This window comes from Leuconostoc sp. UCMA20149, from assembly GCF_030400235.1.
Taxonomy (GTDB): Bacteria; Bacillota; Bacilli; order Lactobacillales; family Lactobacillaceae; genus Leuconostoc; species Leuconostoc pseudomesenteroides.
The window spans coordinates 191,695-212,689 of record NZ_VJYC01000002.1 but is presented as its reverse complement, the minus strand read 5'-3'; the positions used below and the strand labels follow the sequence as shown (position 1 = coordinate 212,689).

Sequence of the window (20,995 nt, the reverse complement as noted above, 5' to 3'; positions counted from 1 at the left end):
AAAAATGTTTAAAAAAGGTATACTTGTCGGTTTGTTGACAATACTGTCAATAATTATTATGTTTGGCTTTACAGCTGGAAATCATTTGGTTTATGCGGATGAGCCTGATTATACAATTTCAACTGATGCAACTTATCCACCGTTTGATTTTCAGGATAAAAATAATCAGTATGTGGGTATCGATCAAGATATTTTGAAAGAAATTGCTAAACGAGAACATTTCACTTATACGTTAAAACTAATGAGCTTTACTTCGGCAGCACAACTTGTTGCAAATGAGCAGGCTGACGGCATCATTGCTGGCATGGCGATTACGGAAGAGCGAAAGGCTGTTTATGATCATTCAACGCCGTACTACAAAACGGGTGTGGCTTGGATTGTTAAAAAAGGTAGCAAAATTAAGTCGTTAAAGGACTTAAAAGGCAAAACGGTTGCGTTAAAAACCGGTACGGCGGCTTCGGAATATGGTAAATCGTTGCAAACTAAGTATGGGTTTAATGTTAAATACTTTAATGATACAGACACAATGTACAATGATGTTGCGGTAGGCAATTCTGCTGCAACATTTGAGGACATGCCGGTCATTCAGTATGCTATCAAAAACGGGGTTAAGCTGAAAGTTATGAACGCCGACCATCCAGGAAACGCTGGTTGGTATGGATTTTTTGTTAAAAAGGGTGAGAACCAAGCGCTGTTATCGGCATTCAACCGTGGATTTGCAGCTATTAAGAAAGATGGCACGTATGACAAAATCGTTGCAAAATATTTAGGTGCCAACCAATCTACCTTTACAGGGGCAAAAAAGGATAATTTTTCTATTTGGGGCATATTAAAGGCAAATAAAAGTGCCTTTTTGAAAGGTTTATGGCAAACGATTACGCTCACATTCCTTGGCATTATTTTAGCTTCAATTTGGGGTGTTGTATTAGGTGTAATGGGTGTTAGTCAAAATAAATTTGTGCGTGGTGTGTCGACGATGATTATATATATTTTCCGTGGCTTACCACTCATGGTGTTGGCATTCTTTATTTATATCGGTTTGCCTGGTGTGATTGGCGCCAAAATTCCTGCTTTCACTGCCGGTGTGTTGACATTAGTTCTCAACGAAGGCGCTTATACGGGTGCTTTTGTCCGTGGTGGCTTTGAAGCGGTGGAAGCTGGTCAAATGGAGGCAGCACGATCGTTGGGACTACCTTATCGAACAGCGATGCGGCGAGTAATTATGCCACAAGGCTTAAAAATTATGGTGCCAAGTTTCATTAATCAATTCATTATTACATTGAAGGATACTTCAATTTTGTCAGCGATTGGCTTGTTAGAATTGACCCAAACCGGTTCCCTAATTGTTGCACGTAATTCACAAGGTTTCCGTGTATGGGCAATTGTGGCTATCATGTACCTGATCATCATTACATTACTGACTTGGTTCAGCAACTGGGCGCAAAAAAAATTGCAATAAAACAAAAACACTTCCAAATCGTATGATATGATTGGAGGTGCTTTTTTATGATTGTAGCCTATAACCAGCGTCAAAAATACATTTTGGCTAAAGATGGACAAAAAGATCAATCGTATTTTTGTCCTGGTTGTCGTGAGCCTGTGATGTTAAAAGTTGGTGATGTTAAGCAAAAACATTTTGCCCATTATTCAGGCACGCTTTGCCAAACACTAACTGAAAATGAAACGACAGCCCATTTGTCGGGCAAAATGCAGTTAGCACAGTATTTGCAACAATTCGGACATGTTGAAATTGAAGCTGTAATTGCAAGTATACAGCAACGTCCTGATATTTTGCTGACCCGTGGAAAGCAAAAATTAGCAATCGAATATCAATGCAGCCCAATATCTCAAAAAAGGTTAATGCAACGCAATGCAGGCTACCAATCCTGTCAAATCAAAGTTCTTTGGATTTTAGGTGAGACTTATTATAATCGTAATCTAAGTCAAAAAACCATTCTAAAGTTTATGACTGCACGACAGCTTGTTTTTTATTTGTCTAATGACAAAACGTTTGTCCACCGTCATCATTTTATCAAAGCTGATTTTTCACGTGTAAAATACACTGAGAAAAGGCATCGTGACCTGTTTATAAAATCACTGCAATTACCGACTTATCAACTTGATGTGAATAAGCAACGTTACAAAGTCCACAGTCTACTTATGCAACAGCGTGTTGATAAATTTTTAATTAATCACTTATATCAACATAATCGACGACTACCTGATGCGCCCGAATGGATATTTCAAGGGTGCACGTTTGGTTTGAATATTGCGAATTGGCATTTCAGATTATTGGTCGTGTTATTGTTAGAAAAAATTGGTTTACAACATGTCATCAAAAAACAGAAATTAAGCCAAATATTACTTCAGTACTTCTTGGGTGATGATGATTTCAAAATAGTTCAGTTACAGCAAATATTCTCCAGCTTGGAAAAGCAAAATTTTATTTTACAGCAAGGTGGTTATATTTTAATTCGGCGATTACCCAAATGGTTGAACGCAAAGTAACATCATTTACTGCGAATATGATAAAATGATTAGTATTGAATGATAAGGAGAGTGCGGCGTTCCGCACGTTTATAATTATGGCACAACAAATATTACGTTCCGAAGTTCCTGAAAATTTAACATGGGATCTCACCACCATTTTTGAGTCAGATGATGCGTTTGAAGTGGCATTCAAGTCAGTTCAATCTGCAGCAAAACAATTAAGCCAATATATTGGTCATGTTGGTGAATCTGCCACTGCATTGTTGGCTGCATTAGAAGCAGATCTTGCAGCTGAACGAGAATTTGAAAAAGTCTATGTGTATGCACATCAGATTTTTGATCAAGACACTACTAATCCTAAATATGCGGCTTATAATGCGCAGGTTCAGAGTTTATATGCGGAGTTGAGTGCAGCAACGTCATTCTTTCAACCAGAAGTCTTAGCTATTCCTGATGAGACATTGGCAAAATATCTTGCCACAGATAAGTTAACCAAGTATCAGCATTTTTTTGATGTTTTACTTGCTCAAAAGCCTCATACGTTGCCTGCCGATCAAGAAGCGCTCTTAGCAGGTGCGAGTGACATTTTTGGTGCGTCCGAGCAAACATTTGGTGCACTTGACAATTCTGATATTACATTCGGCAATGTTCATACTGAAACTGGAGAAGTGGTGCCACTGACAAATGGTTTATACTCACTTCTGTTGGAATCACAGAACCGGAATTTACGTCAAGAAGCTTTTACAACCCTATATGATAGTTATATTGGATTACAAAATACGTTTGCCTCAACCTTATCTGCTCATGTAAAGGGGCACAATTTTTTGGCTAAGGCTCGCCACTATGATTCAGCCCGCCAAGCTGCTGTTTCAGGAAACAATATTCCTGAAAGTGTTTTTCAAACACTAACGACAACTGTGGATGAAAACTTACCATTATTACATCGATTTGTTGCGTTGCGTAAGAAAATACTGGGTGTTGATGATGTACATTCTTATGACTTGTACGTGCCTTTGGTTGATGAAATCGATTTTGATGTCACCTATGAAAAGGCGCAACAGATTGTCTTATCAGCATTGGCGCCGTTGGGGGAAGATTATGTCGCGATTGTTCAAAAGGCGTTTGATGAGCGATGGATTGATGTTGTCGAGAATAAAGGTAAGCGTACTGGTGCCTATTCAAGTGGTGCTTATGACACTAAACCATTCATTTTGTTGAATTGGCAAAATAATTTGAATAATGTTTATACCTTGGTTCATGAAATGGGACATTCCGTTCACTCTTATTTAACACGGCATAACCAAGAGTATCATTATGGCGATTATCCTATTTTTTTGGCAGAAATTGCCTCAACAACTAATGAAGGATTGTTGACGGACTATTTGCTGGAAACAAACAGTGATCCTAAGTTTCGTGCGTATGTTTTAAACCAATACTTAGACGGCTTTAAGGGAACGGTATTTCGCCAAACTCAGTTTGCGGAATTTGAACAGTGGATCCACGAACAAAGTGCTAATGGGACTGCTTTAACAGCTGAAGTTATGAGTGATTATTATGCTGAGTTGAATCAAAAGTTCTATGGACCAGATCTTTTTCCTGATGAAGCTATTGCTTATGAATGGTCTCGTATTCCTCATTTTTATTATAATTTCTACGTTTATCAGTATGCTACTGGCGAAGCTGCTGCAACCACACTGGCAGAACGTATTTTGAATGGCAACGGTGCTCAAGATTATAAAAACTATTTAAAGTCGGGTAATTCAGATTATGCGTTGAATATTATTCAAAAAGCAGGTGTCGACATGAGTCAAGCTGAATACTTGAAGCAAGCTTTTGCAGTCTTTGAGACACGACTATCTGAATTAGAAACACTGCTATCCAAGTGAAAATAAACGGTCCAACGGGCTGTTTTTTTGTTAAAATAACAGTTAGGAGAGAAAAATTATGACTGTACCAAGCACACTTGCTGATGTTGCCAATGCGGCGTTAAATGATACTTATACCCCATATTCACATTTTCCAGTTGGCGCTGCTTTGTTGGGTGAAAATGGTGAAATTTTCAAAGGTGTTAATATTGAGAACGTGTCATTTGGCTTAACTAACTGCGCTGAAAGAACTGCCATATTCACAGCTATTGCAGCTGGTCATCGTCATTTTCATGGTCTTGTCATTTCTGGAAAGACAGACGAACCAATTGCACCATGCGGCGCTTGCAGGCAGGTAATGGTAGAGTTTTTTGAACCCGACATGCCAATTTGGCTAATTAATGATCAAGGGCAAGAAATTGAAACTAACATTGCACAATTAATGCCAGGCGCATTTAATAATTTACACTAAGGAGTTTACCCATGCCTCAGATTTATCTTGCAGCACCTTTTTTTTCAGACGAACAAATTGACCGTGCCAAACGTATTGAATCTGCGTTAGATGCTAATCCAACGGTTAAAGATTATTACTCACCACGACAGAATCAAAAAACCGAAAATCCGGAATTTAGTGCCCCTTGGGCGGCGGAAGTGTTTCAAAGAGACGTTACCAATGTCATGGCAGCTGATATTATTGTATCAGTGATTGATTATCGAGATAATGATGCTGATTCCGGTACGGCCTTTGAACAAGGAATGGCTTGGGTTGCTAAAAAGCCAATAGTGGTCGTCAATGAGCTACAGTTTCCTGTTAATTTGATGTTATCTGAGTCTTTAACGGCTTATGTGACAGCAGCAGAAACTTTAAAAACATATAATTTTGAGCAAACACCGAAAATACCATTTACAGGAGAATTATTCTAATGAAAAAAGTTTTGGTTGCGAATTTAACAGCAAAAAAAGCGGTTAAATATTTGGAAGAAAAGGGTTTCGAGGTTATTATTAGCGATCAGGCGAGTGACGATGACTTTTTGTCGCACACAGACGTTGATGGTATTCTGATAATGATGCACCCTTTTGGTGAATCATTGATGGCTAAGATGCCTAATTTGAAAGTGATTGCACGACACGGTGTCGGTTATGATAACGTTGATTTGGCTGCTGCCGCCAAGCATGATATTGTCGTGACAAATACACCTGGTGCAAATGCTACCGCTGTTGCCGAGACGGCTATCATGCACATGTTGATGGCTGGTCGCCTGTATTACCAGCGTCGTGAATTACTCACAGATGCAACAAATGCCGCATACTTATCAGCGCATAATGGCCAGGAAATATCAGGCAAAACAGTAGGAATTATTGGTTTTGGGCACATTGGTCAAAATATCGATCGATTGTTAACTGGTTTTGATGTGAATGTTTTAGCTTACGCAAGACATTCACATGAGGTAGTGAACGGTCGGATGGCCACGCTAGACGAAATTTATGAACAATCTGACTTTATTGTGACCGCGTTACCAGCAACACCAGAAACGACGCACATGATTAACGCAGATGTTTTTTCAAAGATGAAATCTTCAGCGGTGCTAGTTAATATTGGGCGGGGTGCATTGATTGACGAAGCAGCATTGATTGATGCCCTGAAAAATGATGTGATTGCTGGCGCTGGTTTGGACGTTGTCGAACATGAACCAATTAGTGCTGATAATCCATTACTACAATTACCCAATGCATTTGTGACGCCACATGTCGCCATGATTTCGCAAGAAGCAATGGATAATGTTGCCATTAAAGCAGCGGAAGATATTGTCAGAGTCTTATCAGGGGGGCAACCACGTTTCCCTGTTAATTAGCTTACTTTTTGTCAATAGTATAAGATTGTGTTAGAATGAACACAAGAGCCTGGAGGAATAATTATGGCAAAGTTGGCAGAACATACAGAAAATCTTTTATGTCAAAATTTTACAAAAACATTCGAAATTCTTGGTCGTAAATGGAACGGAATGATTATTGAAACGTTACTGGTCAGTGGTCCAAAGCGGTTTTTAGAAATTTCACGTGCTATTCCAGCTTGCTCAGACCGCGTTTTGGTCGAGCGTTTAAAAGAACTAGAAGCAGCGCATTTAGTGATTCGTCAAACTTATGAAGATTCTAATTTGATTGAATACAAATTGACTGAGGCTGGCGAAGCGATGCGACCAATGATGAAAGCAGTTCACGAATGGGCTGATAAATTCAATAATGTTGCAAAACTCGAAGTGCCTGACAGCATGACAGAAGTTTGATACAATAGACATAGTAAGATTGCGATGAATGACCTAGTAATGATTAAGCGCCAATAGCGAGCGGTGAATAGTGGAAGACCGTGGGTAGCTAATGATGAATTTCAGTCAGGAGTAATGGCTTAATCGCCAACGCTAGTCCACGTTACGGACACCAAAGCTGGCGATGTTCAGAAATTTGGGTGGTACCGCGTTTATTTGACGTCCCATGTTATCTTTTTTGAGATAACATGGGATTTTTTGTTAGAAAGGAAAAATGATGAGTTTAATTGATGATTTAAAACAGCTGAAACAATCTGCTGTTTCACGTATTAATTCACAAGATGCCGATATTGAACAATTGCGTGTTAAATTATTGGGCAAAAAAGGTGAGTTGACTGCTTTATTGAAGGGCATGAAGGATGTCGCTGCTGAAAATCGTAAAGCAGTCGGTGAAATTGGCAATGATGTTCGGCAAACGATTACTGAATTATTGGCCGAAAAAAAAGCTGCTGAGGCAGAAGCAGCTTTGTCCAAGCAGTTGGAAGCAGAAAAAATTGACGTCACAATGCCAGGCACCAAAGCACTAATTGGTCAACCGCACGTATTACAACAGATTATTGATGAAATTGAGCAACATTTTTTGGGTCTTGGCTTTCAAGTAATTGATGATACAGTTGATTCACCAGAAGTTGAGACGGATGAGTATAATTTCGAAAGAGAAAACTTGCCTAAAGATCATCCAGCCCGTGACATGCAGGATACATTTTATATTACGCCAGAAATTTTGCTTCGCACGCAGACCTCACCTGTTCAGTCACGTTCATTAGAGAAACATGATTTTTCTAAGGGGCCTCTTAAAATGATTGCACCGGGAAAAGTTTACCGTCGTGATACTGATGATGCCACACATTCGCACCAATTCCATCAAGTTGAAGGCATGGTTGTTGGTGAAAATATTACTATGGCAGACTTAAAGGGCACTTTATTATCCGTTATGCAGGAATTGTTCGGCGAAAAGCATCAAATTCGGATGCGCCCATCATACTTTCCATTTACGGAACCGTCTGTTGAAGTCGATGTTTCCTGGGATGAGGTGACACCTGATACAAAACCAGAAGATATTAAATGGATTGAAGTTTTGGGAGCGGGTATGACGCATCCCAATGTATTACGCATGGACGGTGTTGATCCTGAAAAATATTCAGGGTTTGCCTTTGGATTGGGACCGGATCGACTTGCAATGTTGAAGTATGGTGTAGATGATATTCGACAATTCTATCTGAATGATGTTCGGTTTTTGTCACAATTTAATCGGAAGGGGAATTAATCATGAAAACGAGTTTAGCTTGGTTAAATGAATATTTGGATGAGCCGCTTGCTTTGGATGAGGTTGCTGTTAATCAACTGGCTGAGCAAGTTGCGCGTACAAGTGTTGAAATTGATAGCTATACCACTATTGCGCGACAACAAGATGGTTTGGTTGTGGCAAAGGTTTTGAGCGTTAACCCACATCCAGATTCAGATCATATGGTTATTACACAGATTGATGCTGGTGAATCTGAACCGATTCAAATTGTTACTGGAGCGCCCAATGTCGCTGCCGGTCAATTTGTTATTTTGGCCAAAGTTGGTGCCCATATTATCAATCATGGTAGTGGCGAATTAGTGACGCTTTCTGCAGTGTCATTACGAGGACAAATGTCTTATGGCATGTTGGTTGCGTTACAAGAAATAGGATTTGATAACAAGATTGCACCTAAAGATTTTGAGGCCGGTATTTATGTTTTTGGACCAGATGATGGTGTAAAACCTGGCGATGACGCAATTGCGGCTTTGGGGATGAATGAACCAGTCTTAGATACGGACCTAACACCAAATCGCTCTGATATGCTTTCAATGATCGGAACAGCATATGAGTTTGGCGCAATGCGACAGGTGAAGGTTCAAGAACCCGACTTTGAATTAATTGAATATGAAACACCGGCCGATAGCCAGATATCGATTCAGATTGATGACCCGTCTTTGGCACCAAAATACGCATTGCGGGTTGTAAATCAAGTTACGGTGAAGGATTCACCGCTGTGGTTACAAAAAAAGTTGTGGAACGCAGGCATGAGGCCAATCAATAATATAGTTGATATTACCAACTATATGATGTTAATGTATGGACAACCCCTACATGCCTTTGATTTGGACAAGTTATCACACAAAGATATTCATGTTCGTCTTGCCAATGATAATGAGTCTTTGGTCACATTAGACGGTCAAAATCGGGCACTTCGATCTGGAAAAGATATTGTCATTGCCAGCGGACAAGATGGTTTAATGTTAGCCGGTGTTATGGGTGGCACTAGTTCAGAAGTTGATGCCAACACCAAAAATATTGTGATTGAAGGTGCTATTTTTAATCCAAGTCTTATTCGCGCCACAGCACGTCGACATAATTTGCATTCAGAAGCTTCGGCACGATTTGAACGTGGTGTTAACTGGGACAATACGTTCACTGCTTTAGATCATGCTGCAAGTTTGGCAGATGATTTAGCTGATGGTCAGGTGGCACGTGGTCGTATCGAAGCGGCTAATCAGCAACGTGAAGCCGTGCATCTTTCATTAACTGCTAAACGGGTTAATCAAATATTGGGCACATCTCTTGATGTGGCTGCAATTGCAGGTTATTTTGATCAATTAGCATTCACATATCAGATTAATGGTGATCAGATTTTAGTTGATGTTCCTGCGCGGAGACCAGATATCAGTATCGAAGCAGATTTGATTGAAGAAGTGGCAAGACTATTTGGTTATGATAATTTGCCATTGACATTACCGTATGGTCCAACAACGCCAGGTAAGTTGAGCTTGCTGCAACGTCAAATCAGAGGGACTCGACGTATTTTGGAATCATTGGGATTAAATCAGGCCATTTCCTATGTCTTAACGACACCCAACAAGGCACAACTATTTGCTGAAAATTCGGCAGACAGCGTCGTGACACTTGACTATCCAATGAGCTCGGATCGAACAACTGCACGACAAAATTTATTGGCTGGTCTTTTAGATGATGTTGTTTATAATGCAGCACACGCTGTTCATGATATTGCGCTATATGAGCAAGGACGTGTTTTTATTGCCAAACAAGAAGATCAGCAGCCAGCAGAAATTGAACATGTGGCTGGGGTATTAACGGGTAGTCGTCTTGAATCAACTTGGCAAAAGGGTAAACAGGCAAAAGCAGTTGATTTCTATGATATGAAGGGTGTGGTTGAAAGTTACTTACAACAGATTGGTGTAAGTGACGTCAGTTATCAAGCAACAAGTCGCCATCTTAATATGCATCCTGGCCAAACAGCCGATGTCTATGCGGGCACAGAATACTTGGGATTTGTAGGACAAATTCATCCGCGTTTGACGAAAGCGCAAAAATTGTCACCAGTGTTCGGTTTCGAGTTGAATATTTTTGCTGTGTTGAAAAATGTCCATTCGAGTGTCTCTTATCGGCCTATTTCACGCTTTCCTCAAATGAGCCGAGACATAGCGCTGCTAGTAGACAGCCAGGTTTCATCAGCTGAAATTGAAGATACCATTCACAAAACTGCTGGGCATCATTTAGTTGATGTGACATTATTTGATGAATATACAGGTAATAATTTACCAGAAAACAAGAAGTCTTTGGCTTATACTCTGACGTATCAAGATAATGATGAAACGCTTGTTGAGGCTGAGGTTAATGCTGATTTTGAAAGCGTTATAAGCGGATTACAATCGCAATTTAATGTGACGATTCGTTGATTATTTTTCTAATTTAATTTGAGTTGTGCTTGAAAACACGTTATAATTGAATGCAGACTATAAAGTTACAGGATAATTTCATGGCAAAAATAATCGTACAAGGCGGCCATCGTTTACGTGGTGAAGTCACTATTGGTGGCGCTAAAAATTCAACAGTAGCACTGATTCCAGCGGCAATTTTAGCTGATACACCAGTTAAATTTGATACAGTGCCACAAATTTTGGATGTCAAGAATTTGCAGCTAATTTTGCAAGCAATGAATGTCAGTTCAACGTTTGAAAATGGTGAATTGACAATTGACCCAACACATATTACTGAAAGTGATTTACCAAGCGGTGCAATTAAGTCGTTGCGGGCCTCATACTATTTTATGGGCGCCTTACTAGGCCGTTTTGGTCGTGCGACAGTAACTTTCCCTGGTGGTGATAATTTAGGACGACGTCCAATTGACCAACACATCAAAGGATTTGAGGCGTTGGGAGCGACGGTGACTGAAGTCAACGATATTATTCACATAGACGCTACCAGCCATGGCTTGATTGGTGCGCGTGTCGCTCTGGATACAGTTTCTGTGGGTGCAACAATTAATATTATCTTGGCAGCCGTGCGTGCTAAAGGGCAGACGATCATTGAAAATGCTGCACGTGAGCCTGAAATTATCGATATCGTAACATTCTTAAATAACATGGGTGCTAGTATTCGTGGTGCTGGAACCGATACAATTCGTATTGCTGGCGTACCTAGTTTGAAAGCGCGAAACACACATACGGTTATTCCGGATCGGATTGAGGCTGGCACGTATATGAGTATGGCTGCTGCATTCGGTGACGGCGTAACGATTAAAAACGTCATTCCAGAACATTTAGAATCATATACGTCTAAACTGATTGAAATGGGCGTTAACTTAGATATTGGTGAAGATGCCATTCATGTTTATAAGTCTGATGAATTAAAGCCTGTGGCTATTAAGACAATGCCTTATCCTGGTTTTGCGACTGACCTGCAACAGCCAATTACACCGTTGCTATTGTTAGCCAAAGGCGAAAGTACAATTGTCGATACGATTTACCCCAAACGAGTGAAGCATATCGCTGAACTACGTCGAATGGGTGGCGATATTGATTCAGCTGTTCCTGGACAAATCAAAATCAATCAATCACCACGTCTATTAGGAACGAGCGTTCAGGCAGCAGAAATTCGAGCAGGGGCAGCACTTGTTATTGCTGCTATTATGGCAGAAGGCGAAACTGTCATTAATGATGCGGATCATATTTTGCGTGGTTATGATCGCATTCAAGAAAAGTTAAGCCATTTGGGCGCTGATGTGACAATTGAAGGGATTGATTTGATTAATTTGATGCCTTAAACAGTTGCATGTTAATAGAAATTTTGATACAATTATCTAGTTAATAACTGACTCTAGGTCACGAGACTTAGGGCGCTAAGGAGAAACGAATCATGCAAGCAGAAATTCACCCAGATTATCACGCAGTTGTGTTCGTCGATGCTTCAACAGGTAAGAAGTTCTTGTCAGCTTCTACTGTGACATCTGATACAACAACTGAATTTGAAGGTAAAGAGTATCCATCAATCCGTATGGATATTACATCAGACTCACACCCATTTTATACTGGTAAGCAAAAGTTTACTCAAGCCGATGGTGCAGTCGACAAGTTCAACAAAAAGTTTGCTGGATTTGGTTTCAAGAACAACGAAGACAAGTAATTGTTCATTCAAAAACGTTCACCTTGGTGAGCGTTTTTTATGTATGAGGGCAGAACTATCGCACGTACAATTTTACCGGTTAAATTAGGGCAGGAAATAACGGCAGTTGTGGATGACATTCGTATTGATGGCATGGGTATTGTTCACGTAACCGAACACTATCCTTTATATATTGCTGATGCTATTCCCAATGAGAAAATTCGTCTATGTGTCACACAGGTGGATAAATTTTCGGGTTATGCAAAAGTCATTGAGCGGATAGTATCTTCCGATGCCAGACAAAATAATCACCGTCAATACTTGATTGAAGCTGGTACAGCACCTCTGGTCAATTTAAAATATGAAGCACAATTGGTTTTGAAACAAAAGCAAATTCAAAAATTATTTGCCAAACAAGGTCTAACAGTGACTGTTGCACCAACTGTTGGAATGCGAAAGCCAACGTATTACCGTAATAAGACGATTGTACCGGTGAAGTGGCAAAATGAAAAATTAACCAGTGGATTTTATCGCCGTGGTAGTCATGAATTAGTGCCCATGACAGATTATTTTGTCAATGACCAAGCAATTGATCAAGCAATTGTAATCGTTAGAGATATTTTGGAAAAATATCAAATTTCAGCCTTTGATCCAGATACGCAGCAAGGTGCAATCCGTTATATTATGGTTCGGAGAGGTTATTATTCACATGAATTAATGGTGGTTTTAGTTTCTGACGTGCCAACTTTGCCTAATGAATCGGAAATTGTTAATGAAATACACACACAATTACCTGAATTAAAAAGCTTGCGATTAAATTATAGTCCAAAACGTGAGTATGTGTTGTTGAGTCCTAATAACAGGACTCTATGGGGCGAAGATGCCATTCATGATACGTTGTTAGGGTATGATTTTATTATTGGTCCTAATTCTTTCTATCAAGTTAACCCGCAAATGACTGAAATATTATACGATTTAGCAGCTCAAAAAGCTGAATTACAAGCGAATGATATTGTTATTGATGCGTATTCGGGCATTGGCACTATTGGTATTAGTGTGGCTAATCGTGTTAAAAAGGTGATTGGTGTTGAGGTTGTGCCTGGTGCGGTTGCTGATGCACAGTTGAATTTGGTTAATAATCAGATTACCAACGCGACATACATTTTAGCTGATGCGCCTGAGCAGTTTAAACGCTGGCAACAAGAAAGATTAAAACCGGATGTTGTATTTGTTGATCCGCCTCGGCGTGGGTTAACTGCTGAATTAATTGAAGCAACAGTTGATATGGGACCAAATCGATTTGTATATATTAGTTGCAATCCTGTAACACTTGCGAGAGATGCTGTTGAAATCATTCGACGAGGTTATCACATTGATGGCTCCATACTACCAGTTGACCAATTTCCACAAACGTCCCATGTGGAAAGCATAACTGTATTTCGAAAGGATTAGCATGAATTATTCGGTATCAAAAATAGGACAAATTTTACAAGCACCTGTTCAATTTGGAGATGTGGTTGTTAGCGGTGTTTCTTTTGACTCGCGTCAAGTTAAACCTGGTGATTTATTTGTGGCATTAGTAGCACAAAACGATGGACATGATTACATCGAACAAGCATTAAATCATGGCGCAGTAGCTGTACTTGCTGACAATCAACACCAAATACCATCAACTATTGCTGCCGTGATAGTGCCTGATACTTTAACGGCTCTGCAAAAGTTGGCGCGATATCGACGACAAGATATTAACCCCAAGGTTGTAGCAATCACAGGCTCTAATGGTAAAACGACCACCAAAGATATGGCTGCTGCAGTTTTTGCCACGAGGTATAAAACTTTCAAAACACCCGAAAACTTCAATAATGAAATCGGTGTACCGCTAACACTTTTGACGATGCCAGAAGACACTGAAGTGCTCGTTGTTGAATTGGGTATGGATCGGTTTGGGCAACTGTCTGTTTTGTCGGAATTGACATTGCCAGATGTCGCGATTATCACGATGATTGGCGAGGCGCATATTGAATTTTTCAAAACGCGTGCCAATATTGCTAAGGCAAAATTGGAAATCACCCAAGGACTAAAAGCTGACGGCACATTAATTATACCTTTTGATGAACCTTTGTTGACAACAGCTGCTATTAATCAATCGGTTGTTCATTTTGGAAAGAAAATCAGTGATATCGATGAAAATAAAGCTGAAACTTCTTTCACATTCGATGATACTCGATTTGCTATTCCGCTGAGAGGTCGGTATAATATAATGAATGCGCTCGCAGCGATTTCAGCGGGTATCTTATTACATATTGACACAAAAGACGCCGCAAAGGCACTAAAACATTTTGATTTGACTAAAAATCGTACTGAAACGCTCACGACAGCTCACGGCGTGACTTTGATTAGCGATGTTTATAATTCAAATCCAACTGCTGTAGCTGCCGTTTTGGCAACACTGAAAATGATTCCTAGTACACATCGGTACATTGTGCTAGGAGACATGTTAGAATTAGGCGAGCAAACGCAAAAATTGCACGCTGGTCTGGCAAAAACGGTGATAGAGGCGGATGTTGATGGCGTTTACTTGGTTGGAAAATTTATGGGGATGTATCTTTATCCCATTTTGCAACAGCGCTTTGATTCAACGCACTTGCACCAATATGAAACAGATCAGTTAGCCGAATTAATCACAGATTTACAGACGTTAGGTGAAAACGGGGACGTGATTTTGCTCAAAGCAAGTCACGGTATTCATCTTGAAAACGTTGTTAACGCATTAGTAAAATAATTTAATGTGTCGGGGACACACTTATGCAACGAAAGCAAAGTCGAAACATTAAGCGAAGGAAATGGGTGCTTGTAATTTTTTTACTGAGCTTGTTATTAGGTACTTTTTGGCCCTTAAAACTCAAAGAATCATCTGTTAAATTGAAGCCAATTAAAAATGATGACTTCAGCGTTAACAATGTCGCCATGTTAAGTACCAACGTCGTGCCTAAAGTTGCGTTGGCTAAAGATGCTGATAACCAGTTAAAGCAGGCGCACTATATTGGAACTGCATTAATTGTGCATAACAATAAAATTATTTTACAAAAAGGCTATGGTTACGCCGATGCTAAAACGAAACGTGTTAATGACGCCAAAACATTGTTTCAAATTGCATCAGTTCAAAAAGGATTAACAGCAACACTAGTTATGAAAGAAATTGAAGCAGGTAAGCTATCTTTTGATACAAAGCTGAGTCAGTTTTACCCTAATGTTGCTAATTCGGATAGAATTACAATAAGTGATTTGATAACAATGACTAGCGGGTTAAGTCAACATATACAGCCAGTAACTTTTGAATCAGAAGCGGATAATATTGATTTTTCTGCGGATCATGCGGTTGTTATTGGTGAGCCGGGTGTTGGTTATGGCTGGTCATATCAGGCGGTTAACTATCGCTTGTTGGCTGGCATATTGATGAAGGTGACACATAAAACTTATACGGAATTGTTTGAACAAATGTTTGATCGTCACTACCATTTAAATGCAGTGCAATATGATATGTTCAAAACGTCCGCTAATCGTGCGATTGGTTATGATGATTCATATGATAAGCCGTATAGTGATGACAATGTTGCCTATCATCGTGAAACAGGAACTGGTAACGTTGCAATGACAACAGGTAACCTGTATCGCTATTATTATTTGATGATTAACAAAAAGCTGATAGACAGTCCGGCACAGTTATGGCGAACTAAGCTTGGTGAAAGTTATGCTGCGGGGATGTATCATTTTCCAAAATATATGACCGCACATGGCATATTACCAGGTTATGAACCAACTGTAATTTTGTCAAAAAATGGACAGAATGCTGTTGTGCTATTGAGTAATCAGTATTACAAATCACATAGTTTCCAGCCACTAGCCAAAAAAATATTTACACAAATGACTGCCATTCCTGTAAAGTGAATGGCTTACGCACAATAGGTGCAAGGAGAAAAATTTTGAAATTTAGCGAATTAGGTTTGTCACAAGATATTTTAGATGCCATTAAAACACATGGTTATGTCGAAGCGACACCAATCCAAGAAAAAACAATTCCGTTGACATTATCAGGACGTGATGTCATTGGACAAGCGCAAACGGGAACTGGTAAAACAGCTGCTTTTGGTTTGCCAATTTTGGAACATATTGATTTAGAGAATAAAAACATTCAAGCTTTGATTGTTTCACCAACACGTGAATTGGCAATCCAAACGGCAGAAGAATTAAAAAAGCTTGGACATGATAAGCATGTTGATGTACAAGTTGTGTTTGGTGGCGCTGACATTCGCCGTCAAATTCAAAATTTGAAGTCACATCCACAAATACTTGTTGGTACACCGGGTCGTTTGCTAGACCACATTAACCGCAAAACAGTTAGATTGGATCACGTTCGTACACTTGTTCTAGACGAAGCCGATGAAATGTTGAACATGGGATTCTTGGATGATATTGAATCAATTATTGATAAGACACCAGCCGAGCGTCAGACGTTGTTATTCTCAGCTACAATGCCACCTGCTATTAAGCGTATTGGTGTTAAGTTCATGACTAACCCAGAGCATATTCAAATTGAAGCTAAAGAATTGACAACTGATTTGGTTGATCAATACTTTGTACGGATGCGTGAAAATGAAAAATTTGATACGATGACTCGTATTTTTGATGTGCAAGCACCAAAATTGGCCATTGTGTTTGGTCGCACAAAGCGTCGCGTGGAAGAATTAGCTCGTGGTTTAGAAGCTCGTGGTTATCATGCTGCTGGCTTACATGGTGATTTAACGCAACAAATGCGTTCACGTGTTTTGGCTCAGTTTAAATCACATGAAATCAATATTTTGGTGGCAACAGATGTCGCAGCTCGTGGCCTTGATGTTAAGGATGTTTCTCACGTCTATAACTTCGATATTCCACAAGATCCTGAAAGTTATGTGCACCGCATTGGCCGTACGGGCCGCGCGGGTGCTAAGGGTGTATCAGTGACATTTGTAGCACCAAATGAAATGGATTATCTACGTGCAGTTGAAGATTTGACTAAAAAACGTATGACGCCTCTCGAGCCTGCAACATTACAACAGGCTCGTGTTGGTAAAATTAATAATGCCGCTGGAGAAGTCGCAAAGTTAATTCAGTCAACTGATGTCGCAGAAATTCAAGATCAAGTTAATGCTTTGACTGCACAATATTCTGCTGAACAATTAGCGGCAGCCTTGTTATCTAGTGCAGCTGACTTAGAAAAGCAAAACACACCAGTAGAAATCACACGCGAACGTCCATTACCACGACGTAAGGGCGGTGGTTCACGCAATGGTGGCGGTCGCCGTGATGGTAATCGTGGTGGTGGCTATCGTGGTAATCGCAATCGACGTGGCAATGGTGATCGTAGTAATGATCGCCGTGGTACAAGTGAACGTCGCTTTGGTGATTACAAGCGTCGTGATGGTCGTTCAAATGAGAGCCGCCGTAATAGCGGCGGGAATCGCCGAGAATTTACCGTTCGTGAAAAAGGCTAAAATGCCGTTGCTCGAGTAAATAGTAAGAGAAATAAACACGATGAAACCGTCCAAACAAAATGGACGGCTTTTATTTTTTAAAATGATATGAGATTATAATGGGTGTAAGAATATCTTTGATGGAGGAAGACATGAGAACAGTTGCAGAAGCCATTGCCTATATTCATAGTCGCCCAAAAGGCGGGCAAAAGGAGTCACTAGAACGCATGCACGCCTTACTTGATCGTTTGGGCAATCCAGAAAAGATTCTGCCACCAGCGATTCATGTTACAGGAACTAACGGAAAAGGTTCAGTTGCTACGATGTCCAGCAACATATTACAATCTGCCGGACTTCATACGGGTTTGTTTATTTCACCGTTCATCACCGATTTTCGGGAGCGAATTCAAATTGATAATAAAATGATTGCATCAGAGGATTTGTTATCGGTCACTCAAGATGTCGCGGACATTTTAATTGACCTAGATTGTGAGTTGGCACCGGATATTCCGACTGAATTCGAAGTTTTGACAGCTATTATGTTTACTTTTTTTGCGCGACAAGACCTTGATGCGCTAGTGATTGAAGTTGGTATCGGTGGTTTGCTTGACTCGACCAATGTAATGCCAAATGCCCGTGTGGCTGTCATTACAAGCGTTGGTTTAGATCATCAAGCCCTATTGGGTCCGACTATTGCTGATATTGCCCGTCAAAAGGCAGGTATTATTCACAAGAACATGCCTGTGGTTATTGGTCAAATTTCTAGTGAAGCGCTATCTGTTATTAAAGAACATGCTACGAATGTTATAGTCGGCCAATTGGGCGAGTTTAAACCTGGATTACCCGGAGAGTATCAAATTGTGAATACAGCTACTGCGGTCGCGGCTGTACGTGCTTTTGATAAACGTATTCCAAATTCTGCCATCATTCATGGTTTGGCGTCAACGCGATTTCCCGCACGGTTTGAGTTGCTGAATAAAAGCCTAATGATTGACGGTGCTCATAATGCGCAAGGGCTACATGCCTTGTACAAAGCACTAATCAATTCTTATCCAACGGGTAAGATTCACTTAATTATTGGTAGTTTAATGGATAAAAATGTGACTGATTCTTTTTCTGAAATTTTAGCGCAGAATCGTTTTGCCATTACCTTAGTGCCGTTTACTGGACCAAATGGTAGACATAGTTTGAATATTGAAGCAACTGCCAAAAAATATCCAGTGGGCACGGCAGTAAACTGGCAAACAGCCCTCAGACAATCTGACGCTGATTTAACAGTATTAACGGGTTCGTTGTATTTTGTAAGTAAAGTGAGAGAAGAGTATGCAAAGTGAAAAATTATCATTACGCTTAGTTTTTAGCGTTTTGGCAATTGGAATTTTAGGGTTTACTGATATTATGTTAGAAACAGCATTAAATGTTAGTTTCCCGATATTAATGACAGAATTTAATGTCACGTCTAATGTCGTGCAGTGGTTGACGTCTGGTGTTATTTTACTGACCAGCATGGTGGTTATCTTATCACCATGGTTAAAGAAAAATTTTACTAACCGCAGTCAATTTATCACTGCAACTATTATTTCTTTAATTGGTGTGTTAATTAATGCTATTAGTGGCGATTTTGGCTGGACATTATTTGGGCGTCTGTTACAAGGCATTGGCGGTGGCGTTGGTTTTCCTTTAATGTATAACGTGATTTTTGAACAAGTACCAGAGAAAAAGCGCGGAACGATGGTTGGATTGGGGTCATTGATTATCTCGTTTGCCCCAGCCATTGGACCAGCATTTGGTGGGTTTTTAACACAAAATTACGGTTGGCATATGGTATTTTGGGTAGTGCTACCGATTCAACTTTTTTCACTCGTATTAGGTTGGTGGACCATTCAACAGGTTGCACCATTAAAAAAAGAGAAGCTAGATTTAATCGGTTGGCTACTCCTGAGTATTTTTTTTGTGGCGGGTATTTCTGTTATCGAACGAACGAGCACTCATGGATTGATCAATACTTTGAGTTTGAGCATGATTGTGGCGATGATAGTTGGGTTAGTGGGGTATCTATTTCACGCAAAGCGAATTGCTAACCCACTGATTAATCCGGCAATTTTTAAATATAAAACTTTTCGTTTTGGTATGGCAGCTTCATTTACAACGCAGGTTGTTAATTTAACGTTTAATTATGCGGTGCCAATGGTTTTACAGATTGTATTATTGCAAAACTCGCAAGTAGCAGGATTGGCATTACTACCTGGGGCACTGGGATATGCGCTGATGGCTATTTTGTCAGGTAGGCTATATGATCGCTTTGGTGCGCGTGTGCCAATCATTACCGGCTTGATATTAATGTTGATAGGGACTGTTTTGATGGCATTCTTGCCGATTAGTTTGACTTGGTTAACACTTGGCTTTATGGTCATTCAAATTGGTGCTGGTTTTTGGTTTGGAAATAACATGACTTTCACAATTAGTCAGGTGCCAGTGAATTTCCAGAGTGCCGGTAATTCAATTTTTTCAGCAACTAATAATTACTCTGCGGCCATTGGTATTGCCTTAGCTGCCGGCATTATTGCAACTTTTCAAAAGCACGCGGACGATGCTCGCGACTTGGTCGTAGCAACGCATTCAGGCACGATTTGGACGTTTAGGGTTGATGTTGTGTTGATTGTGTTGTCTGCCATTTTGTCATTAAGTGCATTACATTTTGGGAGAAAGAGACTGTACTAACGTATTATGTTGTAGAGGCAAACAACATGATTACTAATAAAATTAAACAATTTTACAGACTATTTGGCCAAGATGAAAACCATGCACTACGTAATTTTCAACGTTACTTTCCTGAACCTTATACATTAAATGAAATAACACATGATACAGCTGAGGACTTTGTCTCACATAATGAAGTTGCGAATCAAGCGTTATTGATCGGTGTTGAAATAGGAAAAGCAGTTGCTTTTCAAAAAAGACAGGTTTTACTGAACGCAAAATATTCGACTAAAATGGGGACATTTGCGCAAAAAAAAATCGGGCATTTACCTCAGGAACAGCTGTGCTTGGCGCTTTTAGATGCACAGCTAAACGTTATTGGTTGGGAAACGGTTTTTGTGGGTACTGTGAGTCATGTGCAAGCGTCACCTAGAGAAATTTTTCAACGTGTTTTGAAAGCAAATGCTGTGGGATTTATGATTGTTCATAATCATCCGAGTGGTTATGTCATGCCATCTAAAGCAGATATTGTTTTTAGTCAGCGACTAGCAACACTTGGCCAACAAATGGATATTCATTTGTTTGATTCATTTGTTGTGACGCACAGTGATTATTGGAGTATGTCTGAAAAGAAGCAATTAAAAAAGCTATCCCGCAGTAATCAGGGATAGC

General features: G+C 39.9%; 18 protein-coding genes. All 18 read left to right on the top strand.

Annotated elements, in window-relative coordinates:
* Positions 1 to 4 precede the first annotated feature (4 nt).
* Positions 5 to 1,459, top strand: a complete 1,455-nt coding sequence (locus FF105_RS03040) for an ABC transporter substrate-binding protein/permease (protein ID WP_010278619.1) — start codon at positions 5 to 7, stop codon at positions 1,457 to 1,459.
* Between the two features lie 47 nt (positions 1,460 to 1,506).
* The gene (locus FF105_RS03035; RefSeq protein ID WP_010278617.1) at positions 1,507 to 2,508 is read left to right on the top strand and encodes a competence protein CoiA; all 1,002 of its coding nucleotides are present in this window, start codon (positions 1,507 to 1,509) and stop codon (positions 2,506 to 2,508) included.
* Between the two features lie 77 nt (positions 2,509 to 2,585).
* Positions 2,586 to 4,376 (top strand): oligoendopeptidase F, encoded by a 1,791-nt coding sequence (pepF, locus tag FF105_RS03030; protein ID WP_010278615.1) that lies wholly within the window; start codon positions 2,586 to 2,588, stop codon positions 4,374 to 4,376.
* A 58-nt stretch (positions 4,377 to 4,434) separates the two neighbouring features.
* Entirely contained in the window at positions 4,435 to 4,827 is a 393-nt protein-coding gene (locus FF105_RS03025; protein WP_010278613.1) for a cytidine deaminase, read from the top strand.
* Positions 4,828 to 4,838: 11 nt separating this feature from the next.
* Complete coding sequence (locus FF105_RS03020; protein WP_010278612.1) at positions 4,839 to 5,279, top strand: nucleoside 2-deoxyribosyltransferase; 441 nt, start codon at positions 4,839 to 4,841, stop codon at positions 5,277 to 5,279.
* Positions 5,279 to 6,208, top strand: a complete 930-nt coding sequence (locus tag FF105_RS03015; protein WP_010278610.1) for a phosphoglycerate dehydrogenase — start codon at positions 5,279 to 5,281, stop codon at positions 6,206 to 6,208. Before FF105_RS03020 ends, FF105_RS03015 begins: the two co-directional genes overlap by 1 nt.
* 63 nt (positions 6,209 to 6,271) lie before the next feature.
* On the top strand, positions 6,272 to 6,640 hold the full coding sequence (locus FF105_RS03010; RefSeq protein ID WP_010278609.1) for a winged helix-turn-helix transcriptional regulator: 369 nt from the start codon (positions 6,272 to 6,274) through the stop codon (positions 6,638 to 6,640).
* Between the two features lie 256 nt (positions 6,641 to 6,896).
* The gene (gene pheS / locus FF105_RS03005) at positions 6,897 to 7,946 is read left to right on the top strand and encodes a phenylalanine--tRNA ligase subunit alpha (protein ID WP_010278606.1); all 1,050 of its coding nucleotides are present in this window, start codon (positions 6,897 to 6,899) and stop codon (positions 7,944 to 7,946) included.
* A gap of 2 nt (positions 7,947 to 7,948) precedes the next feature.
* Positions 7,949 to 10,405 carry a phenylalanine--tRNA ligase subunit beta gene (gene pheT, locus FF105_RS03000; protein ID WP_010278603.1) on the top strand — a complete coding sequence of 819 codons (2,457 nt, stop codon included), beginning with the start codon at positions 7,949 to 7,951 and terminating at the stop codon, positions 10,403 to 10,405.
* Positions 10,406 to 10,485: 80 nt separating this feature from the next.
* Positions 10,486 to 11,772 carry a UDP-N-acetylglucosamine 1-carboxyvinyltransferase gene (locus FF105_RS02995; RefSeq protein WP_010278601.1) on the top strand — a complete coding sequence of 429 codons (1,287 nt, stop codon included), beginning with the start codon at positions 10,486 to 10,488 and terminating at the stop codon, positions 11,770 to 11,772.
* 92 nt (positions 11,773 to 11,864) lie between these two features.
* Positions 11,865 to 12,131, top strand: a complete 267-nt coding sequence (locus FF105_RS02990; protein WP_010278597.1) for a type B 50S ribosomal protein L31 — start codon at positions 11,865 to 11,867, stop codon at positions 12,129 to 12,131.
* Between the two features lie 39 nt (positions 12,132 to 12,170).
* A complete protein-coding gene (rlmD, locus tag FF105_RS02985; protein ID WP_010278594.1) occupies positions 12,171 to 13,562 on the top strand; it encodes a 23S rRNA (uracil(1939)-C(5))-methyltransferase RlmD in 1,392 nt (463 codons plus the stop codon).
* 1 nt (position 13,563) lies between these two features.
* Positions 13,564 to 14,892, top strand: a complete 1,329-nt coding sequence (locus FF105_RS02980) for a UDP-N-acetylmuramoyl-tripeptide--D-alanyl-D-alanine ligase (RefSeq protein ID WP_010278590.1) — start codon at positions 13,564 to 13,566, stop codon at positions 14,890 to 14,892.
* Between the two features lie 23 nt (positions 14,893 to 14,915).
* Positions 14,916 to 16,058: a serine hydrolase domain-containing protein gene (locus FF105_RS02975; RefSeq protein ID WP_010278586.1), complete on the top strand. Its 1,143-nt coding sequence runs from the start codon at positions 14,916 to 14,918 to the stop codon at positions 16,056 to 16,058.
* A gap of 35 nt (positions 16,059 to 16,093) precedes the next feature.
* Positions 16,094 to 17,644: a DEAD/DEAH box helicase gene (locus FF105_RS02970; RefSeq protein ID WP_010278583.1), complete on the top strand. Its 1,551-nt coding sequence runs from the start codon at positions 16,094 to 16,096 to the stop codon at positions 17,642 to 17,644.
* A 131-nt stretch (positions 17,645 to 17,775) separates the two neighbouring features.
* A complete protein-coding gene (locus tag FF105_RS02965) occupies positions 17,776 to 18,957 on the top strand; it encodes a bifunctional folylpolyglutamate synthase/dihydrofolate synthase (RefSeq protein ID WP_010278581.1) in 1,182 nt (393 codons plus the stop codon).
* Positions 18,947 to 20,344, top strand: coding sequence for an MFS transporter (locus FF105_RS02960; protein ID WP_010278578.1), 1,398 nt, complete (start codon positions 18,947 to 18,949; stop codon positions 20,342 to 20,344). The genes FF105_RS02965 and FF105_RS02960 overlap by 11 nt, the downstream gene beginning before the upstream one ends.
* 26 nt (positions 20,345 to 20,370) lie before the next feature.
* A complete protein-coding gene (locus FF105_RS02955) occupies positions 20,371 to 20,994 on the top strand; it encodes a JAB domain-containing protein (protein ID WP_010278575.1) in 624 nt (207 codons plus the stop codon).
* The last annotated feature ends 1 nt before the right edge of the window (position 20,995 follow it).

Coding starts and splice junctions, on each gene's coding strand:
- pepF (WP_010278615.1), top strand. CDS start 2,586: ATGGCACAACAAATATTACGTTCCGAAGTTCCTGAAAATTTAACATGG.
- FF105_RS03010 (WP_010278609.1), top strand. CDS start 6,272: ATGGCAAAGTTGGCAGAACATACAGAAAATCTTTTATGTCAAAATTTT.
- pheS (WP_010278606.1), top strand. CDS start 6,897: ATGAGTTTAATTGATGATTTAAAACAGCTGAAACAATCTGCTGTTTCA.
- FF105_RS03015 (WP_010278610.1), top strand. CDS start 5,279: ATGAAAAAAGTTTTGGTTGCGAATTTAACAGCAAAAAAAGCGGTTAAA.
- FF105_RS02965 (WP_010278581.1), top strand. CDS start 17,776: ATGAGAACAGTTGCAGAAGCCATTGCCTATATTCATAGTCGCCCAAAA.
- FF105_RS03025 (WP_010278613.1), top strand. CDS start 4,435: ATGACTGTACCAAGCACACTTGCTGATGTTGCCAATGCGGCGTTAAAT.
- FF105_RS02990 (WP_010278597.1), top strand. CDS start 11,865: ATGCAAGCAGAAATTCACCCAGATTATCACGCAGTTGTGTTCGTCGAT.
- pheT (WP_010278603.1), top strand. CDS start 7,949: ATGAAAACGAGTTTAGCTTGGTTAAATGAATATTTGGATGAGCCGCTT.
- FF105_RS03035 (WP_010278617.1), top strand. CDS start 1,507: ATGATTGTAGCCTATAACCAGCGTCAAAAATACATTTTGGCTAAAGAT.
- FF105_RS02975 (WP_010278586.1), top strand. CDS start 14,916: ATGCAACGAAAGCAAAGTCGAAACATTAAGCGAAGGAAATGGGTGCTT.
- FF105_RS02995 (WP_010278601.1), top strand. CDS start 10,486: ATGGCAAAAATAATCGTACAAGGCGGCCATCGTTTACGTGGTGAAGTC.
- FF105_RS03040 (WP_010278619.1), top strand. CDS start 5: ATGTTTAAAAAAGGTATACTTGTCGGTTTGTTGACAATACTGTCAATA.
- rlmD (WP_010278594.1), top strand. CDS start 12,171: ATGTATGAGGGCAGAACTATCGCACGTACAATTTTACCGGTTAAATTA.
- FF105_RS02960 (WP_010278578.1), top strand. CDS start 18,947: ATGCAAAGTGAAAAATTATCATTACGCTTAGTTTTTAGCGTTTTGGCA.
- FF105_RS03020 (WP_010278612.1), top strand. CDS start 4,839: ATGCCTCAGATTTATCTTGCAGCACCTTTTTTTTCAGACGAACAAATT.
- FF105_RS02955 (WP_010278575.1), top strand. CDS start 20,371: ATGATTACTAATAAAATTAAACAATTTTACAGACTATTTGGCCAAGAT.
- FF105_RS02980 (WP_010278590.1), top strand. CDS start 13,564: ATGAATTATTCGGTATCAAAAATAGGACAAATTTTACAAGCACCTGTT.